This window comes from Mycobacterium sp. OAS707 (genome assembly GCF_014873705.1).
GTDB lineage: Bacteria > Actinomycetota > Actinomycetes > Mycobacteriales > Mycobacteriaceae > Mycobacterium.
In genome coordinates this window covers 335,988-355,535 of the sequence record NZ_JADBDS010000003.1, presented here as the reverse complement: position 1 = coordinate 355,535, position 19,548 = coordinate 335,988, and the positions used below count along the sequence as shown (strand labels likewise).

19 protein-coding genes and 1 tRNA gene are annotated in these 19,548 nt (G+C 66.8%); 6 read left to right on the top strand and 14 right to left on the bottom strand.

From position 1 onward, the window contains the following. Positions 1-4: 4 nt before the first annotated feature. Complete coding sequence (locus GGC64_RS19860) at positions 5-2,731, bottom strand: LuxR family transcriptional regulator (protein ID WP_192724261.1); 2,727 nt, start codon at positions 2,729-2,731, stop codon at positions 5-7. 254 nt (positions 2,732-2,985) lie between these two features. On the opposite strand from GGC64_RS19860, the gene GGC64_RS19855 reads away from it, so the two are divergent. Beyond that, positions 2,986-4,311, top strand: coding sequence for a hypothetical protein (locus tag GGC64_RS19855; RefSeq protein ID WP_192724260.1), 1,326 nt, complete (start codon positions 2,986-2,988; stop codon positions 4,309-4,311). A gap of 87 nt (positions 4,312-4,398) precedes the next feature. Here GGC64_RS19855 and GGC64_RS34755 read toward each other — a convergent pair whose 3' ends face one another. Further along, positions 4,399-5,118 (bottom strand): SHOCT domain-containing protein, encoded by a 720-nt coding sequence (locus GGC64_RS34755; protein ID WP_225952103.1) that lies wholly within the window; start codon positions 5,116-5,118, stop codon positions 4,399-4,401. A 157-nt stretch (positions 5,119-5,275) separates the two neighbouring features. On the opposite strand from GGC64_RS34755, the gene ponA2 reads away from it, so the two are divergent. Next, positions 5,276-7,777: a transglycosylase/D,D-transpeptidase PonA2 gene (ponA2, locus tag GGC64_RS19845; protein WP_192724259.1), complete on the top strand. Its 2,502-nt coding sequence runs from the start codon at positions 5,276-5,278 to the stop codon at positions 7,775-7,777. Between the two features lie 22 nt (positions 7,778-7,799). On the opposite strand, the gene GGC64_RS19840 is transcribed toward ponA2, so the two are convergent. Genes GGC64_RS19840 through GGC64_RS19830 form a run of 3 tightly spaced genes read right to left on the bottom strand, consistent with a single transcriptional unit; the run spans position 7,800 to position 10,148 of the window. Then, positions 7,800-8,687: a sucrase ferredoxin gene (locus tag GGC64_RS19840; RefSeq protein WP_192724258.1), complete on the bottom strand. Its 888-nt coding sequence runs from the start codon at positions 8,685-8,687 to the stop codon at positions 7,800-7,802. Beyond that, on the bottom strand, positions 8,684-9,922 hold the full coding sequence (locus GGC64_RS19835; RefSeq protein ID WP_370582202.1) for a cupin domain-containing protein: 1,239 nt from the start codon (positions 9,920-9,922) through the stop codon (positions 8,684-8,686). Before GGC64_RS19835 ends, GGC64_RS19840 begins: the two co-directional genes overlap by 4 nt. Beyond that, positions 9,903-10,148, bottom strand: a complete 246-nt coding sequence (locus GGC64_RS19830; RefSeq protein ID WP_192724257.1) for a BatC protein — start codon at positions 10,146-10,148, stop codon at positions 9,903-9,905. The genes GGC64_RS19835 and GGC64_RS19830 overlap by 20 nt, the downstream gene beginning before the upstream one ends. Before the next feature lie 95 nt (positions 10,149-10,243). Between GGC64_RS19830 and GGC64_RS19825 the strand changes: the two genes are divergently transcribed. Then, a complete protein-coding gene (locus GGC64_RS19825; RefSeq protein WP_192724256.1) occupies positions 10,244-10,399 on the top strand; it encodes a hypothetical protein in 156 nt (51 codons plus the stop codon). Here the strand turns inward: GGC64_RS19825 and GGC64_RS19820 are convergent, their stop codons facing one another. From GGC64_RS19820 to GGC64_RS19790, 7 genes are all read right to left on the bottom strand, one after another. After that, on the bottom strand, positions 10,400-11,332 hold the full coding sequence (locus tag GGC64_RS19820) for a hypothetical protein (RefSeq protein ID WP_192724255.1): 933 nt from the start codon (positions 11,330-11,332) through the stop codon (positions 10,400-10,402). A 34-nt stretch (positions 11,333-11,366) separates the two neighbouring features. Then, positions 11,367-11,687, bottom strand: a complete 321-nt coding sequence (locus tag GGC64_RS19815) for a hypothetical protein (RefSeq protein WP_192724254.1) — start codon at positions 11,685-11,687, stop codon at positions 11,367-11,369. Next, entirely contained in the window at positions 11,684-11,989 is a 306-nt protein-coding gene (locus GGC64_RS19810) for a hypothetical protein (protein ID WP_225952102.1), read from the bottom strand. The genes GGC64_RS19815 and GGC64_RS19810 overlap by 4 nt, the downstream gene beginning before the upstream one ends. Positions 11,990-12,051: 62 nt before the next feature. Next, entirely contained in the window at positions 12,052-12,216 is a 165-nt protein-coding gene (locus GGC64_RS19805) for a hypothetical protein (protein ID WP_192724253.1), read from the bottom strand. Positions 12,217-12,277: 61 nt separating this feature from the next. Further along, on the bottom strand, positions 12,278-15,106 hold the full coding sequence (locus tag GGC64_RS19800) for a LuxR family transcriptional regulator (protein WP_192724252.1): 2,829 nt from the start codon (positions 15,104-15,106) through the stop codon (positions 12,278-12,280). Positions 15,107-15,180: 74 nt separating this feature from the next. Next, the gene (locus tag GGC64_RS19795; RefSeq protein ID WP_192724251.1) at positions 15,181-15,585 is read right to left on the bottom strand and encodes an HNH endonuclease; all 405 of its coding nucleotides are present in this window, start codon (positions 15,583-15,585) and stop codon (positions 15,181-15,183) included. Between the two features lie 44 nt (positions 15,586-15,629). Further along, positions 15,630-15,704 (bottom strand) — tRNA-Thr (locus GGC64_RS19790). Between the two features lie 49 nt (positions 15,705-15,753). On the opposite strand from GGC64_RS19790, the gene GGC64_RS19785 reads away from it, so the two are divergent. Further along, complete coding sequence (locus GGC64_RS19785) at positions 15,754-16,083, top strand: hypothetical protein (RefSeq protein WP_192724250.1); 330 nt, start codon at positions 15,754-15,756, stop codon at positions 16,081-16,083. Positions 16,084-16,085: 2 nt separating this feature from the next. Here GGC64_RS19785 and GGC64_RS19780 read toward each other — a convergent pair whose 3' ends face one another. Continuing rightward, positions 16,086-16,790 (bottom strand): hypothetical protein, encoded by a 705-nt coding sequence (locus tag GGC64_RS19780; RefSeq protein ID WP_192724249.1) that lies wholly within the window; start codon positions 16,788-16,790, stop codon positions 16,086-16,088. Between the two features lie 126 nt (positions 16,791-16,916). Between GGC64_RS19780 and GGC64_RS19775 the strand changes: the two genes are divergently transcribed. Both GGC64_RS19775 and GGC64_RS19770 read left to right on the top strand, forming a co-directional pair. After that, positions 16,917-17,636, top strand: coding sequence for a response regulator transcription factor (locus GGC64_RS19775; RefSeq protein WP_192725189.1), 720 nt, complete (start codon positions 16,917-16,919; stop codon positions 17,634-17,636). 21 nt (positions 17,637-17,657) lie between these two features. After that, on the top strand, positions 17,658-19,094 hold the full coding sequence (locus GGC64_RS19770; RefSeq protein ID WP_192724248.1) for a cell wall metabolism sensor histidine kinase WalK: 1,437 nt from the start codon (positions 17,658-17,660) through the stop codon (positions 19,092-19,094). Positions 19,095-19,097: 3 nt separating this feature from the next. On the opposite strand, the gene GGC64_RS19765 is transcribed toward GGC64_RS19770, so the two are convergent. Further along, positions 19,098-19,502 carry an HIT family protein gene (locus GGC64_RS19765; protein WP_192724247.1) on the bottom strand — a complete coding sequence of 135 codons (405 nt, stop codon included), beginning with the start codon at positions 19,500-19,502 and terminating at the stop codon, positions 19,098-19,100. Between the last annotated feature and the right edge of the window lie 46 nt (positions 19,503-19,548).

The window sequence follows — 19,548 nt, the reverse complement described above, 5'->3', positions numbered from 1 at the left end:
CAACTCATGACGAGCGCTCGCGGTAGGCGTTGGTCAACTGCACACGCGAGTTCACGTCGAGCTTTCGGAACACCGCACGCAGATGCGTGTTGACGGTGTTCGGTGAAACCCCCAGTTCCGCTGCGGCTGAACGGTTCGTGTGACCCGAGCTGATCAGGTCGACGACGCTGAGCTCTGTCGGTGTCAGCGCCGCCCATCCAGTGGACGGTCGAGGGGCGGGCGCGTTGATACGAACGCCGCGGATGCCGTGGCTGCGAAGAAGAGTCGACACCGCACGGCTGCCCCCTTCCGCGCCGGCACGCTGATAGATTTCAGCCGCTTCGAGAAGAGCTTCGACGGCCTCGTCCGGCTGCGTGTGGTCCAACAGGGTTGATCCGAGATCTTTCAGCGCATCGGCGAGCAACAACGGGCGTGGGGAATCTCGAAGGACACGCACCGCATCGGCAAGCGGGCGGGGATCGTCGGCCAGCGCACCGTGGATGTGCAGTGCCGTGCCTTCCAATGTTGGGACCCCTGGATTGCGTTGTGCGACAAGGTCAGCGATGTCAGCAGCCTTGCTCGCAAAGATGCGGTCGCCGGCGTCGAGGCCGATGCGGGCCAGTATCCGCATCCACGGCGGCGACCACGGCCACGGATCCTCGAACTCGCCGGCCCTGTCGAGCAGCGGGCTCAGAATCGTCAGGCTGCCACCGAAATCGCCCATGCTGGCCTTCAACCAGCCCTGCATCAGGCGCAGGCGCGGGGCATTTCCGTCGTCTTCGACGGGAGCCAACAGCTCCGTCGCCTTGGCCGGATCACCCCGGTAGGTCGCCACGGCGGCGAGCACCATGCGCGCGTTGAGTCGGTAGCCGTAGTTTCCGGTCTCGTCGGCAAGTGTCAACAGTGTCCGTGCGCCGGCTTCGGCGGCGTCGAGGCGCGCGAGGTTGTGATCCTGCCACATCTGGGCATACAGCATCGGCGAGCTGTCGATGTCGTCGGCGGCCTCGCGAGCCTTGACGAGCATGGCTTCGGCATCGTCGTAGCGATCCAGATGCTGCAGTGTGCGGATCTCTTCGGCCAGATACGCCGTATCCGATAGCCGGCGCAGGTCGCTGAAGCGATCCAATGCCAGGCGATGCCGGCCTTGGTTGCGGGCGGCCTCGATCAACGCGACGACGGCCAGTCGCTGAGAGTAGTTGTCGTTCAATCGGTTTCCCTCGGCGAACGCCTTCTGTGCCATGGCCTCCGCGTGTGCCGCCGACTGCGTCCGCGACGCGGCCAACGCGACAGCCGCCGACAATCGCGCTCGCAGCGCCTCGGAGACGCCGTCGTGAGCGAGTGCGACTGCGGCACGTCGCTCCATCTGAACGCATTCGCCTGCCACCCACAGCGCCCGGCAGGCGTGCAGTTCGATCCTGGCGATGATCTCGGGCTCCGCAGCGACGGCCAGCAGCCGATCCGCCACTGCCAGCGCCTCGCCGTCGCGCTGCATGTTGACCAGGGTCTCGACGGCGCACTCACCGGCGCGCAACCACAACCGGTGGCCCTGCGTCGTCAGCGCGAACGCCTGGCGCGCGAGTTCGGCGGCTTGATCCGGCATCGAGACCATGCATTCGCGCGCGGCCTGTTCGAGTGCGAGCACCGCCTCTTCGTCGCCCCGCACGGCGCTGGCGTGAAAGTGGTTGGCGGCGGCCAACGCTGATCCACCTTCGCCGGTGATGTGTCGTGCACACGCGCGGTGCAGCGCACGCCGGTCCGCAGGCAGGATATCCGCGTACACCGCTTCACGAACCAGGTCGTGTGGGAAGAACACTTCGCCTTCGGCGCTGCCGAGCAAGCCGTTGTCGATGGCTTCCCGCGCCAACAGCCGCAGTTGGGCGTCCGACACGTTGCCGAGGAGGTGTCCCGCGTCGGCCATGCTCATGGCGCGACCCCACACCGCGGCCAGCCGGATCAACGCAGCCGTCTGCGCCGAAAGCGCTTCGAGGCGAGCCCGCACCCCGACCGACAGCTCGGCATGCAGGTCGCCGATGTCCTGGCCCCGTTCGTGGCGACGGGCGAGGCCCTCGATCACCTGCACCGCCCAGAATGGGTTACCGCCAACTCCGCCGAGAAGTTTGCGGGTATGCACCGACGGTTCGGCGCCAAGGAGATCCGCTGCGATGTCGTCGATGTCGGCGGCCCTCAGCGGTCCGAGTTCGATGCGGGTGACCGTGGTGGCGTCGGCCGTCCCCGCGATCAACTCTTCGACGGGTTCGCGGGGCAGCCACCGACTGGCGACGGCCCACACCACCGGCGAACCCGCCAGTCGGGCGGGCAGCACACGGAGCGCGAACCTGGTCAGGCGGTCGGCCCACTGCAGATCGTCGATCGCGATCAACACCGGGCTGTGGACGGTCAACTCCTCGAGCAGCGCACCGATCCGGTCGACGAGCCATAGCGGCTTGTCATAGAGCGGTGCCAGGCCCGCGAAGACCTCACCCGCCAGCAATGGCTGCGGGCCGGAGCGCAACGCCATCAGAAGTGGTGCGCCCGGCGCGATTTGGTCGCCCTGCTCAGCCTTGCCGCTGCCGACCCGGAACGCGGCCCGCGCCGCTTGTTCGACGACGGTTCGCAACACGGCCGACTTGCCGATGCCTGGTTCGCCGCTGATCACCACAAGCGCGTCCTGGCCGGTGCGCGCCGCGCGATCCAGTGCGGTCAGCGCCTTCGACATCGCGTCGCTGCGTCCTCTGAGCGCGACCCGCGCCATCAGTCGTCCATCCCGTCAAGCCCCAAATCGATACCACTGAGGCCGCGCACCCCCGACGGGCCGAACTGTGTTTTACGTAGTGACTAACGCCGCATCGCCGGAATGATTCCGTCCATCTAATCCGCGCGTGGAAAAAGATCATCCATTCATGCGATGGGCAGGCGATGGCTTTGGTGATTGAGTCAGCGCTGCTTGCGACATTACCCGCAAGTAAGTTCCGCCAGTGCCGGCGATCACCAGCCAAGGGGTTTTCCATGCAAGTTGCCAGTCGTCCACGTTTCACGACAGGTGTCGCGCTCGTCGGCGCGAGTCTTGTCGTCGCCTCGACCGTGGCACCGGTAGCCGACGTCCATCTGCCGGATATCCACCTGCCCGCGATCCGCACCATGGATGTCGATCTCACGGCCGCGGTGAATCCGCTCGCGATCTACTCGCAGGTCCTGCATGACGCGCTCACCAACGTCAGCACGCTGGCCGAGAACGCCAAGCCCGGGCAGGTGCTGCAGGCCATCCTCGCCAACCAGCTCAACAGCGCCGGAACGCTCGGCGCTGCCCTCGGCGCGACCAGTGGTGCCGTCGGTGGCGCCCTGGCTCAGCTGCCGCAGACAGTGCAGACCGCAGTCGGTCAACTCGCGGCGGGCAACGTCGCGGGTGCGGCGAACGCCCTGCTTCAGATCCCGCTGACGCTCGGGTTGCCCCTGCAGAACATCCTGCCCGCGCTCGCGACGATCATCACCAAACCGCTGGAGAACATCGTCAACGTGGTCAAGGCGTTCACCGGCGACACGTTGGGGACCGAGCTGATTCTCGCCGGTTTCATCGGACCGCTGATCAGCACGCCCGCCGCCGCAGCGACCGCCGTCCAGAACGTGATCACTGCCGTGGGTACAGGCAACCCGATGGCGGTCGTCGGCGCGCTTCTCGGCGCGCCGGCCACGGTTGCCGACGGTCTGCTCAATGGTGGTTACGGACCTGACCTCGGGCCGCTCGTCGACAGCCCCTTCCCGGTCAAGGCAGGCGGACTTCTCAGTTCCTCCACGCTGGTCTTCAATCCGGACGGCAGCTTCTTCGTCAACACCGGGGGCCCAATCGCCGCGCTCCAGGCCGCACTTGCGAAGATCGCGGGCGCGCTCGCACCGAAGACCCCGGTCGCGGTCAAGACCGCGGACGTTGCGAGTGTTCCGTCGACCGCCGCCACGACCGTAACTGTGTCGACCGGCGTCCCCGCCCCGACCAAGGAGGCGGCGACCGCTGTCGAGGCGACGGCACCGAAGCCCTCGTCGAACGGTTCAACCACTAGTGAATCACCAAGCACCACAACGGATTCGAAGTCCCAGACTGCTTCGACCACCAAGCCAACGGTAACCAGCGTCGACGTGACATCCGGCAACAAAGTGGAGCCGAAGCCCGCCAGCGGTTCCGACGTGACCAAGGCGGGCGACGCGACGGAGTCGCCCACGCAGGAAGCAACGACGGAGAAGACGGATACGTCGTCCGCCGCGGACGCCGCGCCGTCCGGCAGTGCAGCGAAGAGTGTGGAAAAGAGCGCAGGCACGGCCAAGCACGCCAAAGCCAAATAGCGCCCTCTGTCGAGGGGTTGGCCTCCTCCATCAAATGCGATGGGGGAGGCCTCCTTTCATGCGTCGGCTGTCATGTGCCTGCGGTGCTCAGATCTCGGAGATGATCTGCTGGCGTTTGTGGGTGTACTCGGCCTCGGTGAGCACGCCGGTGGCGCGAAGCGTCTCCAGTTCGGCAAGCCGTTGGGCTACCGGCCGCTGTTGGGGCTGGGCCGCCTGGTTGACCATCTGCTGGATGGTCTGACCGTTGATCGTGATGCCACCTGCCGGCGGCGACGACGCGGCAAGCGCGGCGACCACCCGCTGGCTCGCCGCATCCCTGCCCACGACGAACCCGTGCGGAAGGCCTGGGGTTCGTTGGCCGGTCGCCGCGCGCTGGCTGGCGATCTGCTGTGCCATCGGACTGCTGTCGGCGTCGATGGGAAGAAAGAGAATGAGGCTCTGACGATCCTCGGGCATTCCGCTCGCCGCCAACATGGCGTCGCGCCCGGGTTGCGCCCGGAATCCCCCGCGGTCCCAAACCTTGAGCACCTGTCCGGGAACCAGGTCGCCCCGGTGCTGCTTGTCCTCGAGCGCATAAACATGAGTGCGGGTGAGGGCCAGGATGAAGCTCTTCGGCAGGCCGGTTCCGTTCGGAACGCTCTTCCAACGCATCTCGCCGCCACCGGAGGCATACATTTTCGTCGCCTTGGTCGAGATCTGCTCGCATCGCGTGGCGGCCTCGACCGGCTGGGACAGCACCGTCGCCGCGACCGCGGCGGCCTGCTGGTTCATCAACAGCTCGCGGTCGGATAGCCGTTTGAGTTTCATGAGCACAAGTAAAGGTCGACCGGTTGGCTACCGATCCCAAATCGGCGACCCTGGGAGCTTGCTGAAAGCGTCATGCGTTGTCCGCCCGCGGTTTACGTAGTGTCACGCTTTCGTCAATAACCGGAATTCGGGCGGCAGCCGCGAATAACCTGGAGTTATGTCGGAGGGGCGGCCGACGGGGGCCACAGTCCGCAAGTTGGCGGGCTGCTGTGTGTTGGCCGGAGCGCTCGCAGCGGCGTTGATGTTCCCGTTCGTCGGCGGCATCGGGTTCATGTCGAATCGCGCGGCGGACGTCGTAGCCAACGGCTCCTCGCAACTGATCGCGGGTGACGTCCCGCAGGTGTCGACGATGGTCGACACCGAGGGCCATCCAATTGCTTGGCTGTACGCACAGCGCCGTTTCGAAGTGCCGACCGACCAGATCGCCAACACGATGAAGCTCGCGATCGTATCGATCGAGGACAAGCGATTCGCCGAGCACAACGGCGTGGACTGGCCCGGCACACTGACCGGCCTGTCCGGCTACCTCGCAGGCAACCCCGACACGCGCGGCGGTTCGACGATCGAGCAGCAATACGTCAAGAACTACCAACTGCTGGTGACGGCTCAGACCGATGCCCAGCGGCGCGCCGCTGTCGCAGTGACACCGGCGCGGAAGCTGCGCGAGATCCGGATGGCGCTGGCGCTCGACAAGTCGCTGAGTAAAGCCGAGATCCTGACCCGGTACCTCAACCTGGTGTATTTCGGCAACGGCGCGTTCGGTGTCCAGGACGCCGCGCAGACCTACTTCGGGATCGACGCCTCCGAGCTGAACTGGCAGCAGGCCGCGCTGCTCGCGGGACTGGTGCAGTCGACCAGTCTGCACGATCCCTACACCAACCCCGACAGCGCGATCAGCCGGCGAAACGTCGTGTTGGACACCATGATCGACAATCTTCCGCAGTACGCCGACGAGCTGAGGGCGGCCAAGAACCAGCCGCTGGGCGTGCTGCCCCAGCCGAACGGGCTGCCGAACGGCTGCATCACCGCGGGCGATCGCGGGTTCTTCTGCGACTACGTGTTGGACTACCTCGCGCGGGCAGGCATCAGCACGGACCAGGTGGCCCGCGGCGGCTTTCTGATTCGCACGTCGCTGGACCCGAAGGTGCAGGGTTCGGTCAAGGCGGCGATCGACAAGCTGGCCAGCCCCAAACTCGACAGCGTCGCAAGCGTGATGAATGTGATCAGGCCCGGCAAGGATGCGCACCGGGTGATCGCGATGGCGAGCAATCGCGCGTACGGACTGAACGACGATGCCCACGAGACCATGCAGCCGCTGCCGTTCTCGCTCGTCGGCGACGGCGCCGGTTCGATCTTCAAGATCTTCACCACGGCGGCAGCCCTCGATATGGGTATGGGCATCGATGCCGATTTGGATGTGCCTGGCACGTTTCAGGCCAGGGGGCTCGGCAGCAGCGATACGCCGGGCTGTCCGAAGGAGACGTGGTGTGTCAGGAATGCCGGCAACTACCGCGGCTCGCTGAAGGTCACCGACGCGCTGGCTGTCTCGCCGAACACCGCTTTCGCCAAGCTGATTCAACAGGTTGGCGTGACCCGCGCCGTCGACATGGCGGTGCGGCTGGGGATGCGGTCCTATGCGCTGCCAGGAACGGCGCGTGACTATGACCCCGACAGCAACGAAAGCCTGGCCGACTTCATCAAGAGACAGAACATGGGGTCGTTCACGCTGGGGCCGTTCGAGCTCAACGCACTCGAGCTGTCGAATGTTGCGGCAACGCTGGCCTCGGGTGGGGTGTGGTGCCCGCCGAATCCTGTCGACAAGATATTCGACCGCCACGGCAACGAGGTTCCGGTTGCCACACAGCCGTGCGAGCAGGCCGTGCCGGAGGGGCTGGCCAACACGTTGGCGAACGCGCTGAGCAAGGACGCGTTGAGTCCGGGTACCGCGTCCGGCGCCGCAGCCTCGGTGGGGTGGGACCTGCCGATGTCGGGTAAGACCGGCACGACGGAAGCGCATCGCTCCGCCGGCTTCGTGGGATTCACAAATCAATACGCGGCCGCGAACTATATCTTCGACGACTCCAGCAATCCGGCCGGAATCTGCTCGTTCCCACTGCGCAAGTGCGGCAGCGGCGACCTCTTTGGCGGCAGCGAGCCGGCCCGCACCTGGTTCGAGGCGATGAAGCCGATTGCCACCGACTTCGGCGATGTCCACCTTCCCCCGACGGATCTGCGCTACGTCGACGGCACATCCGGCAGCCAGGTGCCGAATGTCTCGGGCATGAAGCTCGATGCCGCGCGAGAGCGGTTGAAGAATGCCGGATTTCAGGTTGCCGACCAGGCCACACCGGTGAACAGCTTCTCGAGCTACGGCACGGTGGTCGGAACCTCCCCAAGCGGTAAGACGATTCCGGGATCGATCATCACGATCAACATCAGCAACGGCGTCCCGCCCGCACCGCCGCCGCCGCCTCCGCCACCGCCGGGTGAGCCGCCGCCTCCGGTCGTTCCGCCCGACGGCATGACCGTCGTCGAGATTCCCGGGCTGCCGCCGATTTTCGTGCCTCTGGTCGCGCCGCCGCCTGGCGAACCGCCTCCGCCGTTCGCGCCGCCGCCGCCACCCTTCGCACCACCACCACCGCCGCCGCCACCACCGTGACGGCCGCGCTCGAGGGATGCGATTACGCCGACGTGATCGCGTCGAGGGCGAAGGTCCGCACCCGGCCGGAAACCTGTGCGTGACACTGTGACAGCAGAGGCTCTGACATTTCCTCGCGAAGCCATACCTCGATGGGCCCCGCCGCGCCGCGAAGCAGAACGCGGATTTTGCCCTCGCCGCGCTCAACGGCCAGGGGAGGTAAGCCCGCAATGGAGTCGTCGCCGGTGGCTTCCCGTGCGAAGTATTGTGCGGCTTGCACGGCGTGCGGTAGCGAGGTGCGGCCGCGCAATAGCGTGTTGTCGAGTCGCCCCTCGAGATACAACCGCACCAGGTCGGCCGAATCGGTCGAGTCGACCCGGCCGTAACAGAGTCCCTCGGGTAGCACCAGCATGGTGGCGGCAAACCGATCGCCGCCCAAATGCGAGCATTCCCAAGTGAAGTCGGGGTACTTTGCCGCAATCGCTTTGCATGCGCTGCGGCCGCGAACAGCGCAACACTGGTCGTGCTTGCCATGGGCGCAGACCGCGACAAGTGGATCCGTACACACCGCGCCATCGCTGCCGTCGAGTGCGAGATCCAGATAGTCGCGCGGATCGCTCACCTCTCCGCTGTAGAGCACCTCGTTGCCGACTTCGGAGTGCGCGATGAACCAGCGCCATCGCGGCGTGGACGGGCGTCGGCCGTGCTTGCGTATGGCCGCGATACGCATCTTTGCCTTCTCGACGCGACGGACAATGGCGCGACCGATTTCGGGATCGATCACCGACGGAGACCGAAGAAACGCCGAATGCCCCCAGCCGCCCGCTAATTCGAGCAGCACCCACGACAGGCCGGCCGAAGCCGTGCCGTACATCGGATCGTCCCTTGCGAGCGACTGGTCACTGCACGGCACCCGCTTAGCAGCCGTCATCCGTTCACCGGTACGACAACGGCCTCCCGCAGCAGGCGGCGGATCAGCACTGTGGCGTCCGCGCGGTCCAGACCCGGCAACGTCTCGGCATCGGCCGTCATCCCCTGGTGAAGCGCCGCCACGGCGTCGGCACACGCGATCGGAAACGTCATCACCTTGTCAGGCAACCGGAGCACGACACGTCCGTCGGAGTATTCCGTGGTGGCGACGAGCCCGCGGCGCCACCGGACCACTGAGGTGCCTGCGCGTTCTGATGCGTCGACCGCAGCAAGCGGACGGACTGCGACGGGCCGTGTCCGCTCGGCGTGGCTTTGAATCAGTTGCGCGGCGGCGCCGGCGCTGAGCGCAGCCGCCTCGTCCCGCAACGTGTCGACCACTTCGGCCATCACCTTGGTCACCGTCGCGTCGAGCTCATCCTGGTCGGTCGGGTCATGGCCCAGCGGTAGCGGCTTTCTGAATTCTTCGATCGTCGCGAATTGATCGATGACCGCGCGCGCCACGTCCAGTGCCGTCACGGCAGAGATGCCAACAGTGATGTGGACGGACGTGCTGTCCAAGGCTTGCGCCGCATGCACCCACCCACGCGGTATGTACAGTGCGTCGCCTTCGGAAAGCACAGCGTCGATCACTGGCTCGGCGCTCACTCGCTCCGCGATCGCGGACCGATATTGCGTCCACGGTTGAGAGGGCAGCGGATGGTTGTGTACCGGCTCGTGCACTACCCAGCGCTTCTGCCCAGCCGCCTGCAGGACGAAGACGTCGTGGACGTCGTAATGCGGATCGAACCCGCGATTGCCGGGCGGGGTGATGTAAGCGTTCGCTTGCACCGGATGGCCGAATTCGTCGACGGCTTGCCGGACGAAGTCGATGAGCGGTGGCCAGAGCCGATGCAAACCCTGCAACACAATCGTTGCGCCAGAAGCGAACTGGGCGAGCACCTTGGCGGAGTCCACTTGGTCAGGCATCTCCGCGCCAAAGCCGGCCGGGCCGAGATAGCAATCCCGGGCCAAGACCTCGCCCTCCTTGGCCAACCGGATGAACGGCGCGCGCACTCCGCGCTCGGCGATCAATTCGTCGACCGTGTCGGCCGAAAGCAAATCGCTGAAATCGCGGGGCAGCGCGCTCGACGGGCTGAGTAGCGGCTTACGGCCCCAGAACTCAGTGGCAAATGATCCGGGGTCGGTCGCGATGCAGCGACTCAGTGCCGCGAAGCGCTCATGCGGTTCCGTCGGCACCGCCGTCGTGGCCTTCAGGGTTCGAGCCGCCGTCGGCCGGGCCTTCGCCGCCCGCGCTGCCGTCGGCGCCGCCGTCGTGGCCTTCAGGGTTCGAGCCGCCGTCAGCTGGGCCTTCGCCGCCCGCGCTGCCGTCGGCGCCGCCGTCGTGGCCCTGCGGGTTTGAGCCGCCGTCAGCGGTACCCTCGCCGCCGCCCGAGGTGGTGATGTCGTCGTCGTTCAGTGCCATGGTGATCCCTTCCCGCGATGCGTGGGCGCAGAGTTACCCGGGACCGTCGTTGTGAAACGGCTTTCGTTCTTTCATCTGACGGGTATTGCATCGGCATGGAACCGACGAACGACCCGCGGGCGACGCCGAAGGACGCCACGAAGGCGACGGAAGAACAGCGTGAGCTCCAAAGCGAGCTCGATCATCAACATGACGATCCAGACGCTCCTGGGCGGCACCAGTCGAAGGATCAGGTCGCTGACGAAACCTAGTCACACGTAGCCCCAGTCCACGACGAACCGGTGTGAGGGGTCAGCCGGGTCGACCGCACACGTCAGGGGGAGGCCGACGGCCAGGTTGGGAACTTGGGCGACGGGTACCGATTGGACGGCTCTACCGACAGTCGGAGCGAGATTCGGGAGATGAAGCTCGACTTCGAGCATGTAGTGCGGGGCGTCGATGAATTCGGGTCGGCTGGGAGTCCTGCCTAGGCTGCGGGGTGTCGTTCCCGTGGCGGCGAACGACTTCAGCACGGCAGGCACGCGCTGACCCGACGCGAGCAAGGCTGCCGCCGATAACACGGCGGCGTTCGGGTGCGCGAAACCCGGTACGGCACCTGGGTTCTGGCTGAACGCACCGTCAACCGCGGCCTTGATTTGATCGGCGAGGTCGGCGGGGGGCGGTGAGCCAGACCATCCTGTGTCCGGTGACCACGAGGACTGGTTGAACGTGACCTTCGGCGGCAGGTTGACAACACGTGTCTGGACAGCTGACCTCGCTTGCGGTTGGCTGCGGCCGAGTCGAAGCCTCTTCCGGTTCGTCTCACTGACTTCGACCGCGACAGTGCTTCCCTTTTGGAAGGCACCCAAGTCCCATGGCGCGATATTCCACCACACTTTGACGTCGTAGGGCTCTTGACCGAGGATAGACACCCTCAATCGGAGTCGGCAGATCATGCGGGCTGGGCCGTTCGATGCCACGGAGCCGAACTGTCTCAACGACAACACTTCTGCCGTTCCGGGCACTACCGGCCCGCGGATCTTTCGCATTTGACGAATGACGATCGGGCCCAAGACAGTAACACCGCCGAAGACGGTCGCGGCGAGGAGTCCCATCCACAGGGCACTGTGGCCCGAGCCGGACGAGCCGGCAGCCAGATCGGTCAGGTGGACCGTGCCTGTAGCGGTAAACATGTTGTTGGTCATGGCAGTTCGGTGTTCCAGGGGTGGACAGTGCTCATCACAGGCACCACGGATAGCAGCGATCGCTCGGCGGGGGATTGTCTCCGTCCCAGACGTTGGACTCCGGCGGCGGCGGAATGTTCTTGGAGACGTTGCCCTTTCCATAGTCGACGCGGTACCAGGTGTGGCAGATGCCCATGTCCCACACGTATTCGTTCCCTGGCCCCGGGTAGGACATGGGTTGGCCTGGACACCATTGAAATGGCCCCTGGTTATCGGCCTGGGCCACGCCTGCGCCGAATCCCAGACTGGCCACTGCAACGCCGCCAGACAGGACGGCTCCGGCGATGATCTGCTTCAGCGCATGAGCGGTGCTCATATCGTTTTGCCTTCTGTGGTGTCTTCAGTGCGGTCGTTTCCGTCGTTCGCCGGGGCGGCGGTGTAATGAGTGAGAAACGCCGTCGCCGCGATCGCAGCCGCGGCACCGATCACGCCCCACAGCACAATCTGGAAGACCAGCGAGCCGAACAAGAAGTTGTAAGTCATCGTCAGGTACAGGGACCAGATCACCCGGTAGGCGGACCAGAATGCGAGTAGGCCGCAGCTGATTCCAATCGCCAGGCTGCGTTGGCGATCGACGCGGTTGACGTGCTGCTGGATGCTGGTCGGGACGATCTTCATTGGGTTATTCCTTTCGTTTGATGCCGCCTACTTGACGACGTCGTCCTGGTTGACACGAGTCGCTAAACCTCGCGGATCGCGGTCTGGGCGTCCTCGTGGCTGCCGCCGCGAAGCTGCCGGTAGCGCCGGATGGCCTCTAGCCGGTTGCCGGAGCGGGCCAGCTCGACGACCTCGAGAGGGATTGGGGCGATGGGGAGCTCGGCCGCTGCGTCGTGTTCGTTCTCCATGCGAGCAGCCTGTCGCCGGGAGCGGCGACGGTCATCAGGATCGGCACCCTGATCTTTTGTGTTAGGGTCCCGCCTCGGCGAGCAGCGTCGGCAGTTGCCGGCGCGATCGGATCGCGAGCTTGCGGAACACGCGGTGCAGATGGGCCTCGATGGTCTTCTCGGTCACGAACAACGTCTGCGCGATCTCGCGGTTGGCGAGCCCGGTCGCAGCCAGGTCGGCCACGCGGCGCTCAGCCGCCGTCAGCGCCTCCACACCGGAGACCATCAGCCGTCGTGGTCGCGCGCCGAGCACGACGAGTTCGGCGCGCGCGGCTTCCACAAGCGGCGCCGCCTCACACCGCGCGCCGAGTTCCATGCCCTCCTCGAACAGCGACCGCGCTGCGACGCGCCGCCCGTCGCGTCGCAGCAGCCGTCCGCGATCGACAAGCGCCCGCGCGAGCTCGAGGCGATACGCGGAGTCGCGCAACGACGCGATAGCGCGATCGAGCGTCGAACCACCGTCGGCGTACGGGTCGACGGCCGCGCGCACGCGAAGCGCCATACCCAGGCCCCCGGGCGCGCCCCACGCGCGGGCGATCGTCAACTGCTCGTCGGCCAGCGCGGCCGCGCGCTCGCCCGCGCCCGCCGCAGCCAATGCTTGCGCGGCCCACAGCCGCCACAGTGCGCCGCGCTCCTCGTAGCCGCCGGCGAGCGCGGCGTCGCCGAAAGCCAGGAAGTCAGCGGCGGCGCCGTCGGCGTCCTGATCGACGAGGAGCCGCACCCAGCCGCGCCCCGCTCGCGCCCACACGAGCTCGTGTCGCTCGAAGGCGTCGAGGGCCTGGACGCCTTCGAGCACCTTGCGCGCGGCGTCGACCTGGCCCCGGCCCAGCAGCGCCTCGATCAGCCAGCTCGAGGCAAACGCGATCGAGCGGTGTGCGATGGGCGATTCGCCAAGAGACAGCGCGGCGTTGAGTCCGACCTCGAAGTCCGCCGCCGCCGACGCGAGTCGGCCCCGTGCCAGTGCAACCTGGCCGGCGAGCATGGACGCCTGCAACAACTCGGCGACCGATCCGCGCTCCCGCGCCCGCGCCAGCAGCGCCGCGATCTCCGTCTCGGCGACTTCGAGATCCTCGGCCATCACCAGCACGTAGGTGGCTTGAGCGCCGCCAACGTTGTCGACTGGAAACTCCGCGATCAGGGCGCCATCGCCTATCGCGCGGCGGGCGAGTGCCGCCGCCGACTCGCTATCGGAACCGGGGTCGAAGGCCTGTCCAATCGCGGCCTGCACGAGCGCGAAGCGCTCCTCGGGCGTGGCGCCTTGCAGGCGGCGGAAGTCTGCGAGCAACGCGTCGCGCCACGGTGGCTGTGTCGAATCTCGGATCCAGTTGGCGAGCAATACGCGCTCGGTGTCGAGCCGCAGCGTGCCGGCGCCGCCGATCCGCCTGCCCTCGCGTTCGAGTGCCGAGAACGCTTCACCGACGCGGCCCTGCGCGAACAGCGCCGACGCGAGCGTGACCGCCGCCCGCACGGACAGCTGACTGTCGGGCCGCAATTGCAGCGCCTGCTCGAGATGCCCGAGTGTCTCCGCGTTTGCGCCGCTGCGGAACTCGGACTCGCCGAGCGCGACGAGCACCGCGGCGAGATCCGCTGGCGCAGGCGGCTCCGTGAGCGCCCGACGCAGCATTGCGGTCGCCGTTTGGGTCGCGCCACGCGCCAGGGCACGCTCGCCGGCAGCGCGCAACGTACTGGCCACCCCCTCGTCGCCGGCCGGGCTGGTGAGTCCGAGATGGTGGGCGACCTCCTCCACCGGCGCCGCAGCGGCGCGCAGCGCGGCGGCCGCAGCGGCATGCAGCCACTCGCGCCGGTCGGGGCGGATGTCGTGATAGATCGCCGTGCGCACGACGGGATGGACGACGCGCGCCGGTTCGCCGGGCGCGGCGATCCCAGCGCGCACCAGGTCATCGAGCATGCCAGCCGTCGCGGGTACCGGACGCTGGACCATTGCCGCCAGCACCTGCGCCGACACGCCGTCGCCTGCCACCGCCAACGCCTCGGCCAGCCGGCGGGCGTCGTCACCAATTCGACTGAGGCGCAGCAGAATCGACACGCGGACCTCGTCCGGCACGAGCGTGTCCACCCGCTCGATCAGAGCCCGCTCGTCGACACCTTGGGCGTCCGGCAGCGCGTCCGCGACCTGCCCGAGGAAGAACGGGTTGCCACCCGATACGCGGTGGCAGGCCCGCGCGACCGCGGTCGGCAGCGCGCCGTCGAAGCGTGCGCGTAACAGCGCTTCGCTGCCGGCCTCGCTGAGCGGCTCGACGACGATGGTCCGGACCGCTTGGGCGCGCAGGTGGCGGATCAGCGCGGGGTCCGCGGGCAGTTCGCCCGTGCGGATCGCGACCACGATCAGCACGCGCAGCGATCCGACGCGGCGCGCCAGGTACAGCAGGAACCGCAGCGACTCCGCGTCGGCCCACTGCGCGTCGTCGACGACCAGGACGAGCGGCCCGTCGGACTCGATGTTCGCGACAAGCCAGTACAGACCGTGATCGACGCCGGTGGCCGGCGAGAACTCGACATCCGTATCCGGAACCACCGCGGCCTGTGCCAGCTTCGCCGCACCCGACAGCAGCCGATGCCGCTCAGCGGCCGGGGCGTCGTGCAGCCGTCGCTCGAACAACTGGCGGGCGATCCCGTAAGTCACGTCCATCTCGAGCTCACCGCCCGCGGCCGTCAGGATCGCCATCGGCTGCGCCCGGGCGATCGCGACAAGCTCAGTCAGCAGCCGAGTTTTGCCGGTACCCGCAAGGCCCTCGACGATGAGCAGGTTGCCGACGCCCTCCAGCGCCTGCCGTATCAGTGCGGCGCCAGCCGCCAGTTGGCCTTCGCGCTCGATCAGCTCCGCGACCACGGTCGCATTATCGGGCGTCGGCGCCGCAAACGTCGGTGTCGCAGCGATTTCGCGTGACGGAGAGAGTCGCGAGTTCAGTACGACTGACCGTCGGCGTATCGCTGCCGGCGGTAATGGCGCCCGTTGCCGCGATTCCGACTCTTATAGGTCGGAAGCTGCGAGTCGCAGTTCGGACAGATCAGCCGCAGGTTGTCTCGTCGATTGTTGGTCGGGTCACCATCGATGTGGTCCAACACCAATGCCAGTGGCAGGCCAAGCCAGGTGCTGGCTCCGCCGCAGATCGCGCAGCAGCCCGACTGAGCGGCTACGAGATACATCCGGATGTAGTGACCGCGGGAAGTGGCGACGACCGCATCGCCGGACTCGAGCCACCGCTTCGTACCGTTGTCGCGGCGGACCGACGCCTGACATGCGTTGCTGCAGTAGATCTTTTGGCTGCGTTTCAAGAGAACTGAACCGCAACCGCGACACTGTCTCATGCGAGTGACGCTACGGCTGGCTACCGACAACCAGCGCCGCCAAGTGGAGCCTCCTATCGGGATTGAACCGATGACATTCCGCTTACAAGGCGAACGCTCTACCACTGAGCTAAGGAGGCCTGCGGGCTAAGAGTTTATCGGGTCGCCGGTTCGGGAAGTCCGCTGCCCGTGAGTGTCAAAGACGACCTGCTCGATGACTTCTCCCGGATCTATCCGGGCCTGGCCCGGCCGGAGGTCGAGCAGCTGCTGACGCTCCTCGACAAAAGTGCCAGCACCGAGGGCCGCCTCGGCCTCAGCATCGCCACGGCCCTGAAACCAGTGGCGCCCGAGGTCGCAGCCAGGATCGAGTCATACAAGCAGTCCGGCGATGTCGATGAATACGTCCGTATCTTGCGCGGCGCCGTCGTCCTATTGCTTCAGGAGTGGCAGGACGACGAGCACCCTCCGGCTCCGGAGAACATCTCGAAGAGCATCGAGGTCGTCGAAGCGGAGGGCTGAGGTCACTCCTCGGCTTCGATGATCCGCTGCGACGGCACGGGCCTAGCCGATGACGGGCGGCTTCTCGGCCTGCGGCCCGGGAACGGGATGCGGTCGGCGATGTTGCTCAGCGGATTGACCACCTGGCTCAGCGTGATCACGGCCTCCCGCAGCGCTTCGATCGTCGGCTCCAACGCCTCGAGTCCGGGCGTCAGCCGGTTGAGTGTGTCCGCGACCATCGCGAGCTGCTCGAGCGGACCATTCTTCGCGGTGAGGGTGTCGATCACCCCACCTTCGGCGAGAAGCCGATCGGCCACGCCGTCTTCTGCGAGCACCCGGTTGACCAAACCGTCCTCGGCGAGGAGCTGATCGATCAGTCCGCCCGGTTCGATCGCGCGCATCAGGCCACTGTTCTCCTGCGTGGCCCGGTCCAGCACACCTCCCGGCGCGGTCAGCCGGTCGACCAAGCCGCCGGGCTGAAGCAGGCGATCCACCGGACCGTCCGGCGCCAGCGCGCGGCCGAGCGGTTGATCGGCATCCATCAGCCTGGCCAGCCGGTTCGCGCGTTCGACGGCGTCGTCGATGCCGAGGATGTGGGCCACCGATCCGGACCCCGATTGGGCCTGCCCCAGCGCGCTCTTGGCGATGTCGAGACCGGTTTCCGCGACCGCGATACCGACGCGTACCGGCGTGGTGGCGAGATCCGTCAGCGCTTTGCCGAGGTTCATGGGCTCAGTCTATGGGTGTAGCGTCGGCGCACCTGAGGCTTCCGCGTAGCGCCTGAAAACAAACTCACAGGGAGCTGACAGGCTTCATGCAGCATGATTCCAAGTGAAGTCGTGGACATTAGCGGAATGGCGATGGCTGCATTACCTGACAACACTCCAGAGGCGCGGGTTCTCGTCGTGGACGACGAGACCAATATCGTCGAGCTCCTGTCGGTGAGCCTGAAGTTCCAAGGTTTCGAGGTCCACACCGCGTCCAATGGGCCCGCGGCGCTGGACAAGGCGCGTGAAGTACGGCCCGATGCGGTCATCCTCGACGTGATGATGCCGGGCATGGACGGCTTCGGGTTGCTGCGCAGGCTGCGCGCGGACGGCATCGATTCCCCGGCGTTGTTCCTGACCGCCCGCGACTCCCTGCAGGACAAGATCGCGGGCTTGACGCTTGGCGGCGACGACTATGTCACCAAGCCGTTTTCCCTCGAAGAGGTGGTGGCCCGGCTGCGGGTGATCCTTCGCCGGTCCGGCCGCGGCGTCGAGGAACCCCGCAACGCCCGGCTCACCTTCGCCGACATCGAGCTCGACGAGGACACCCACGAGGTCTGGAAGGCCGGCGAGCCCGTTTCGCTGTCGCCGACGGAGTTCACGCTGCTGCGCTACTTCATCATCAATGCAGGCACGGTGCTGTCGAAGCCCAAGATCCTCGACCACGTCTGGCGCTACGACTTCGGCGGCGACGTCAACGTCGTCGAATCCTATGTGTCCTATCTGCGGCGCAAGATCGACACCGGCGAGAAGCGGCTGTTGCACACATTGCGGGGCGTCGGGTACGTCCTGCGTGAACCGCGTTAGCAAGTTCGCGAGAATAGGGGGATGGCGGTCCTGCGCGGGCGAGGCATACCCCTGAGAGTCGGGCTGGTCGCCGCCACCCTTGTGCTGGTGGCCGGCGGCCTGCTGGCGTCCGGCATCGCCGTCACCACGATCCTGCGCCACGACCTGACCAACCGCGTCGACGAGACGCTGCTTGACGCCTCCCGCAGCTGGGCGCAGGCCCCACGACGAATGCCCGCCCCGCCGATCGAGGGCCCCAACCCGGCCAGGCCGCCGTCCAACTTCTACGTGCGCGGCATCGATCCCGACGGCCGCATCTGGATGGCGGTCAACGACCGCGCGGCCGAGCCCGCGCTACCGGCCGACAACGACGTGGGGCCGGTGCCGGTGACCGTCGGCTCGATCGACCACTCGAACGTGCAGTGGCGGGCGATGAGTGTGCGCGGAATCCGCGGCGAGCTGACCACCGTCGCGATCGACCTGTCCGATGTCCAGACGACCGTGCGGGCGCTGATTTACGCGCAGCTCGGTATCGGCGGTGCGGTGCTGCTGGTGCTCGGTGTCGTCGGGTATTGGGTGGTGCATCGCAGCCTGCGGCCACTGGTGGAGGTGGAGCGCACCGCGGCGGCTATCGCCGCCGGACAGCTGGATCGTCGTGTCCCAGAACGGGATCCGCGCACGGAGGTGGGCCGGTTGTCGGCCGCGCTGAACGGAATGCTCGCGCAGATCCAGCGGGCCGTGGCGTCGTCGGAGTCGTCGGCCGAGGCGGCGCGCACCTCCGAGGACCGGATGCGGCGATTCATCACCGACGCCAGCCATGAGTTGCGCACCCCACTGACCACCATCCGCGGTTTCGCCGAGTTGTACCGGCAGGGCGCAGCCAACGACGTCGAGATGCTGATGAACCGCATCGAGAGCGAATCCCGTCGCATGGGTCTGCTCGTCGAGGATCTGCTGCTACTGGCCCGCCTCGACCAGCAGCGCCCGCTGGACCGTCACCGCGTCGACCTGCTGGCCATCGCCACCGACGCCGTGCACGACGCGCAGTCGATCGCGCCACCGGCACGCAAGATCACGATGGAGGTGTTCGACGGGCCTGGCACGCCGGAAGTACTTGGCGACGAGGCCAGGCTGCGTCAGGTGCTGGGCAATCTTGTCGCCAACGCGTTGCAGCACACCCCCGACACCGCAGGCATCACAGTGCGGGTCGGCACCAACGGGGACAACGCGGTGCTCGAGGTGTGCGATGAGGGGCCCGGCATGAGTAAGGACGACGCGCACCGGGTGTTCGAGCGGTTCTACCGCGCCGACTCGTCACGCGCCCGCGCCAGCGGCGGCACCGGCCTGGGCCTTTCGATCGTCGACTCGCTGGTTCACGCCCACGGTGGCTCCGTCAGCGTCGTCACGGCGCCGGGCGAGGGCTGTCGATTCAAGGTCAACCTGCCGCGAATCGCCGACGTGCCCGCTCAGGTCAGTTGAGGCTCAAGCCAATTCGTTCAGCGCCGCTTTGATCTTCGACTGTGCCTCATCGAGTGATTCGGCCGAAGGGTTCTGATCGGCGTTGGCGAAGCCGAAGTCGCTCAGGTTGCGGGCCGGGAAGACGTGCACGTGTAGGTGCGGCACCTCGAGCCCCGCGATGATCAGCCCCGCGCGCTCGACGTCGAATGCCTTGCAGACGGCCTTGCCGATCAGCTGCGAGGCGGCCATCACCCGGTTGAACTCGGGGGCGTCGACATCCTGCCACTGGTCGATCTCGGCGCGCGGCACCACCAGCGTGTGGCCCTGCGTGATCGGCGCGATCGTCAGGAAGGCGACCACGTCGTCGTCCTCGTAGACGAACCGGCCCGGTATTTCCCCGTTGATGATCTTGGTGAAAACGGTCGACATGCCGATGAGCATTCCAGCAAGCTCCCAGGTAGGGCGCAGTGGGGTA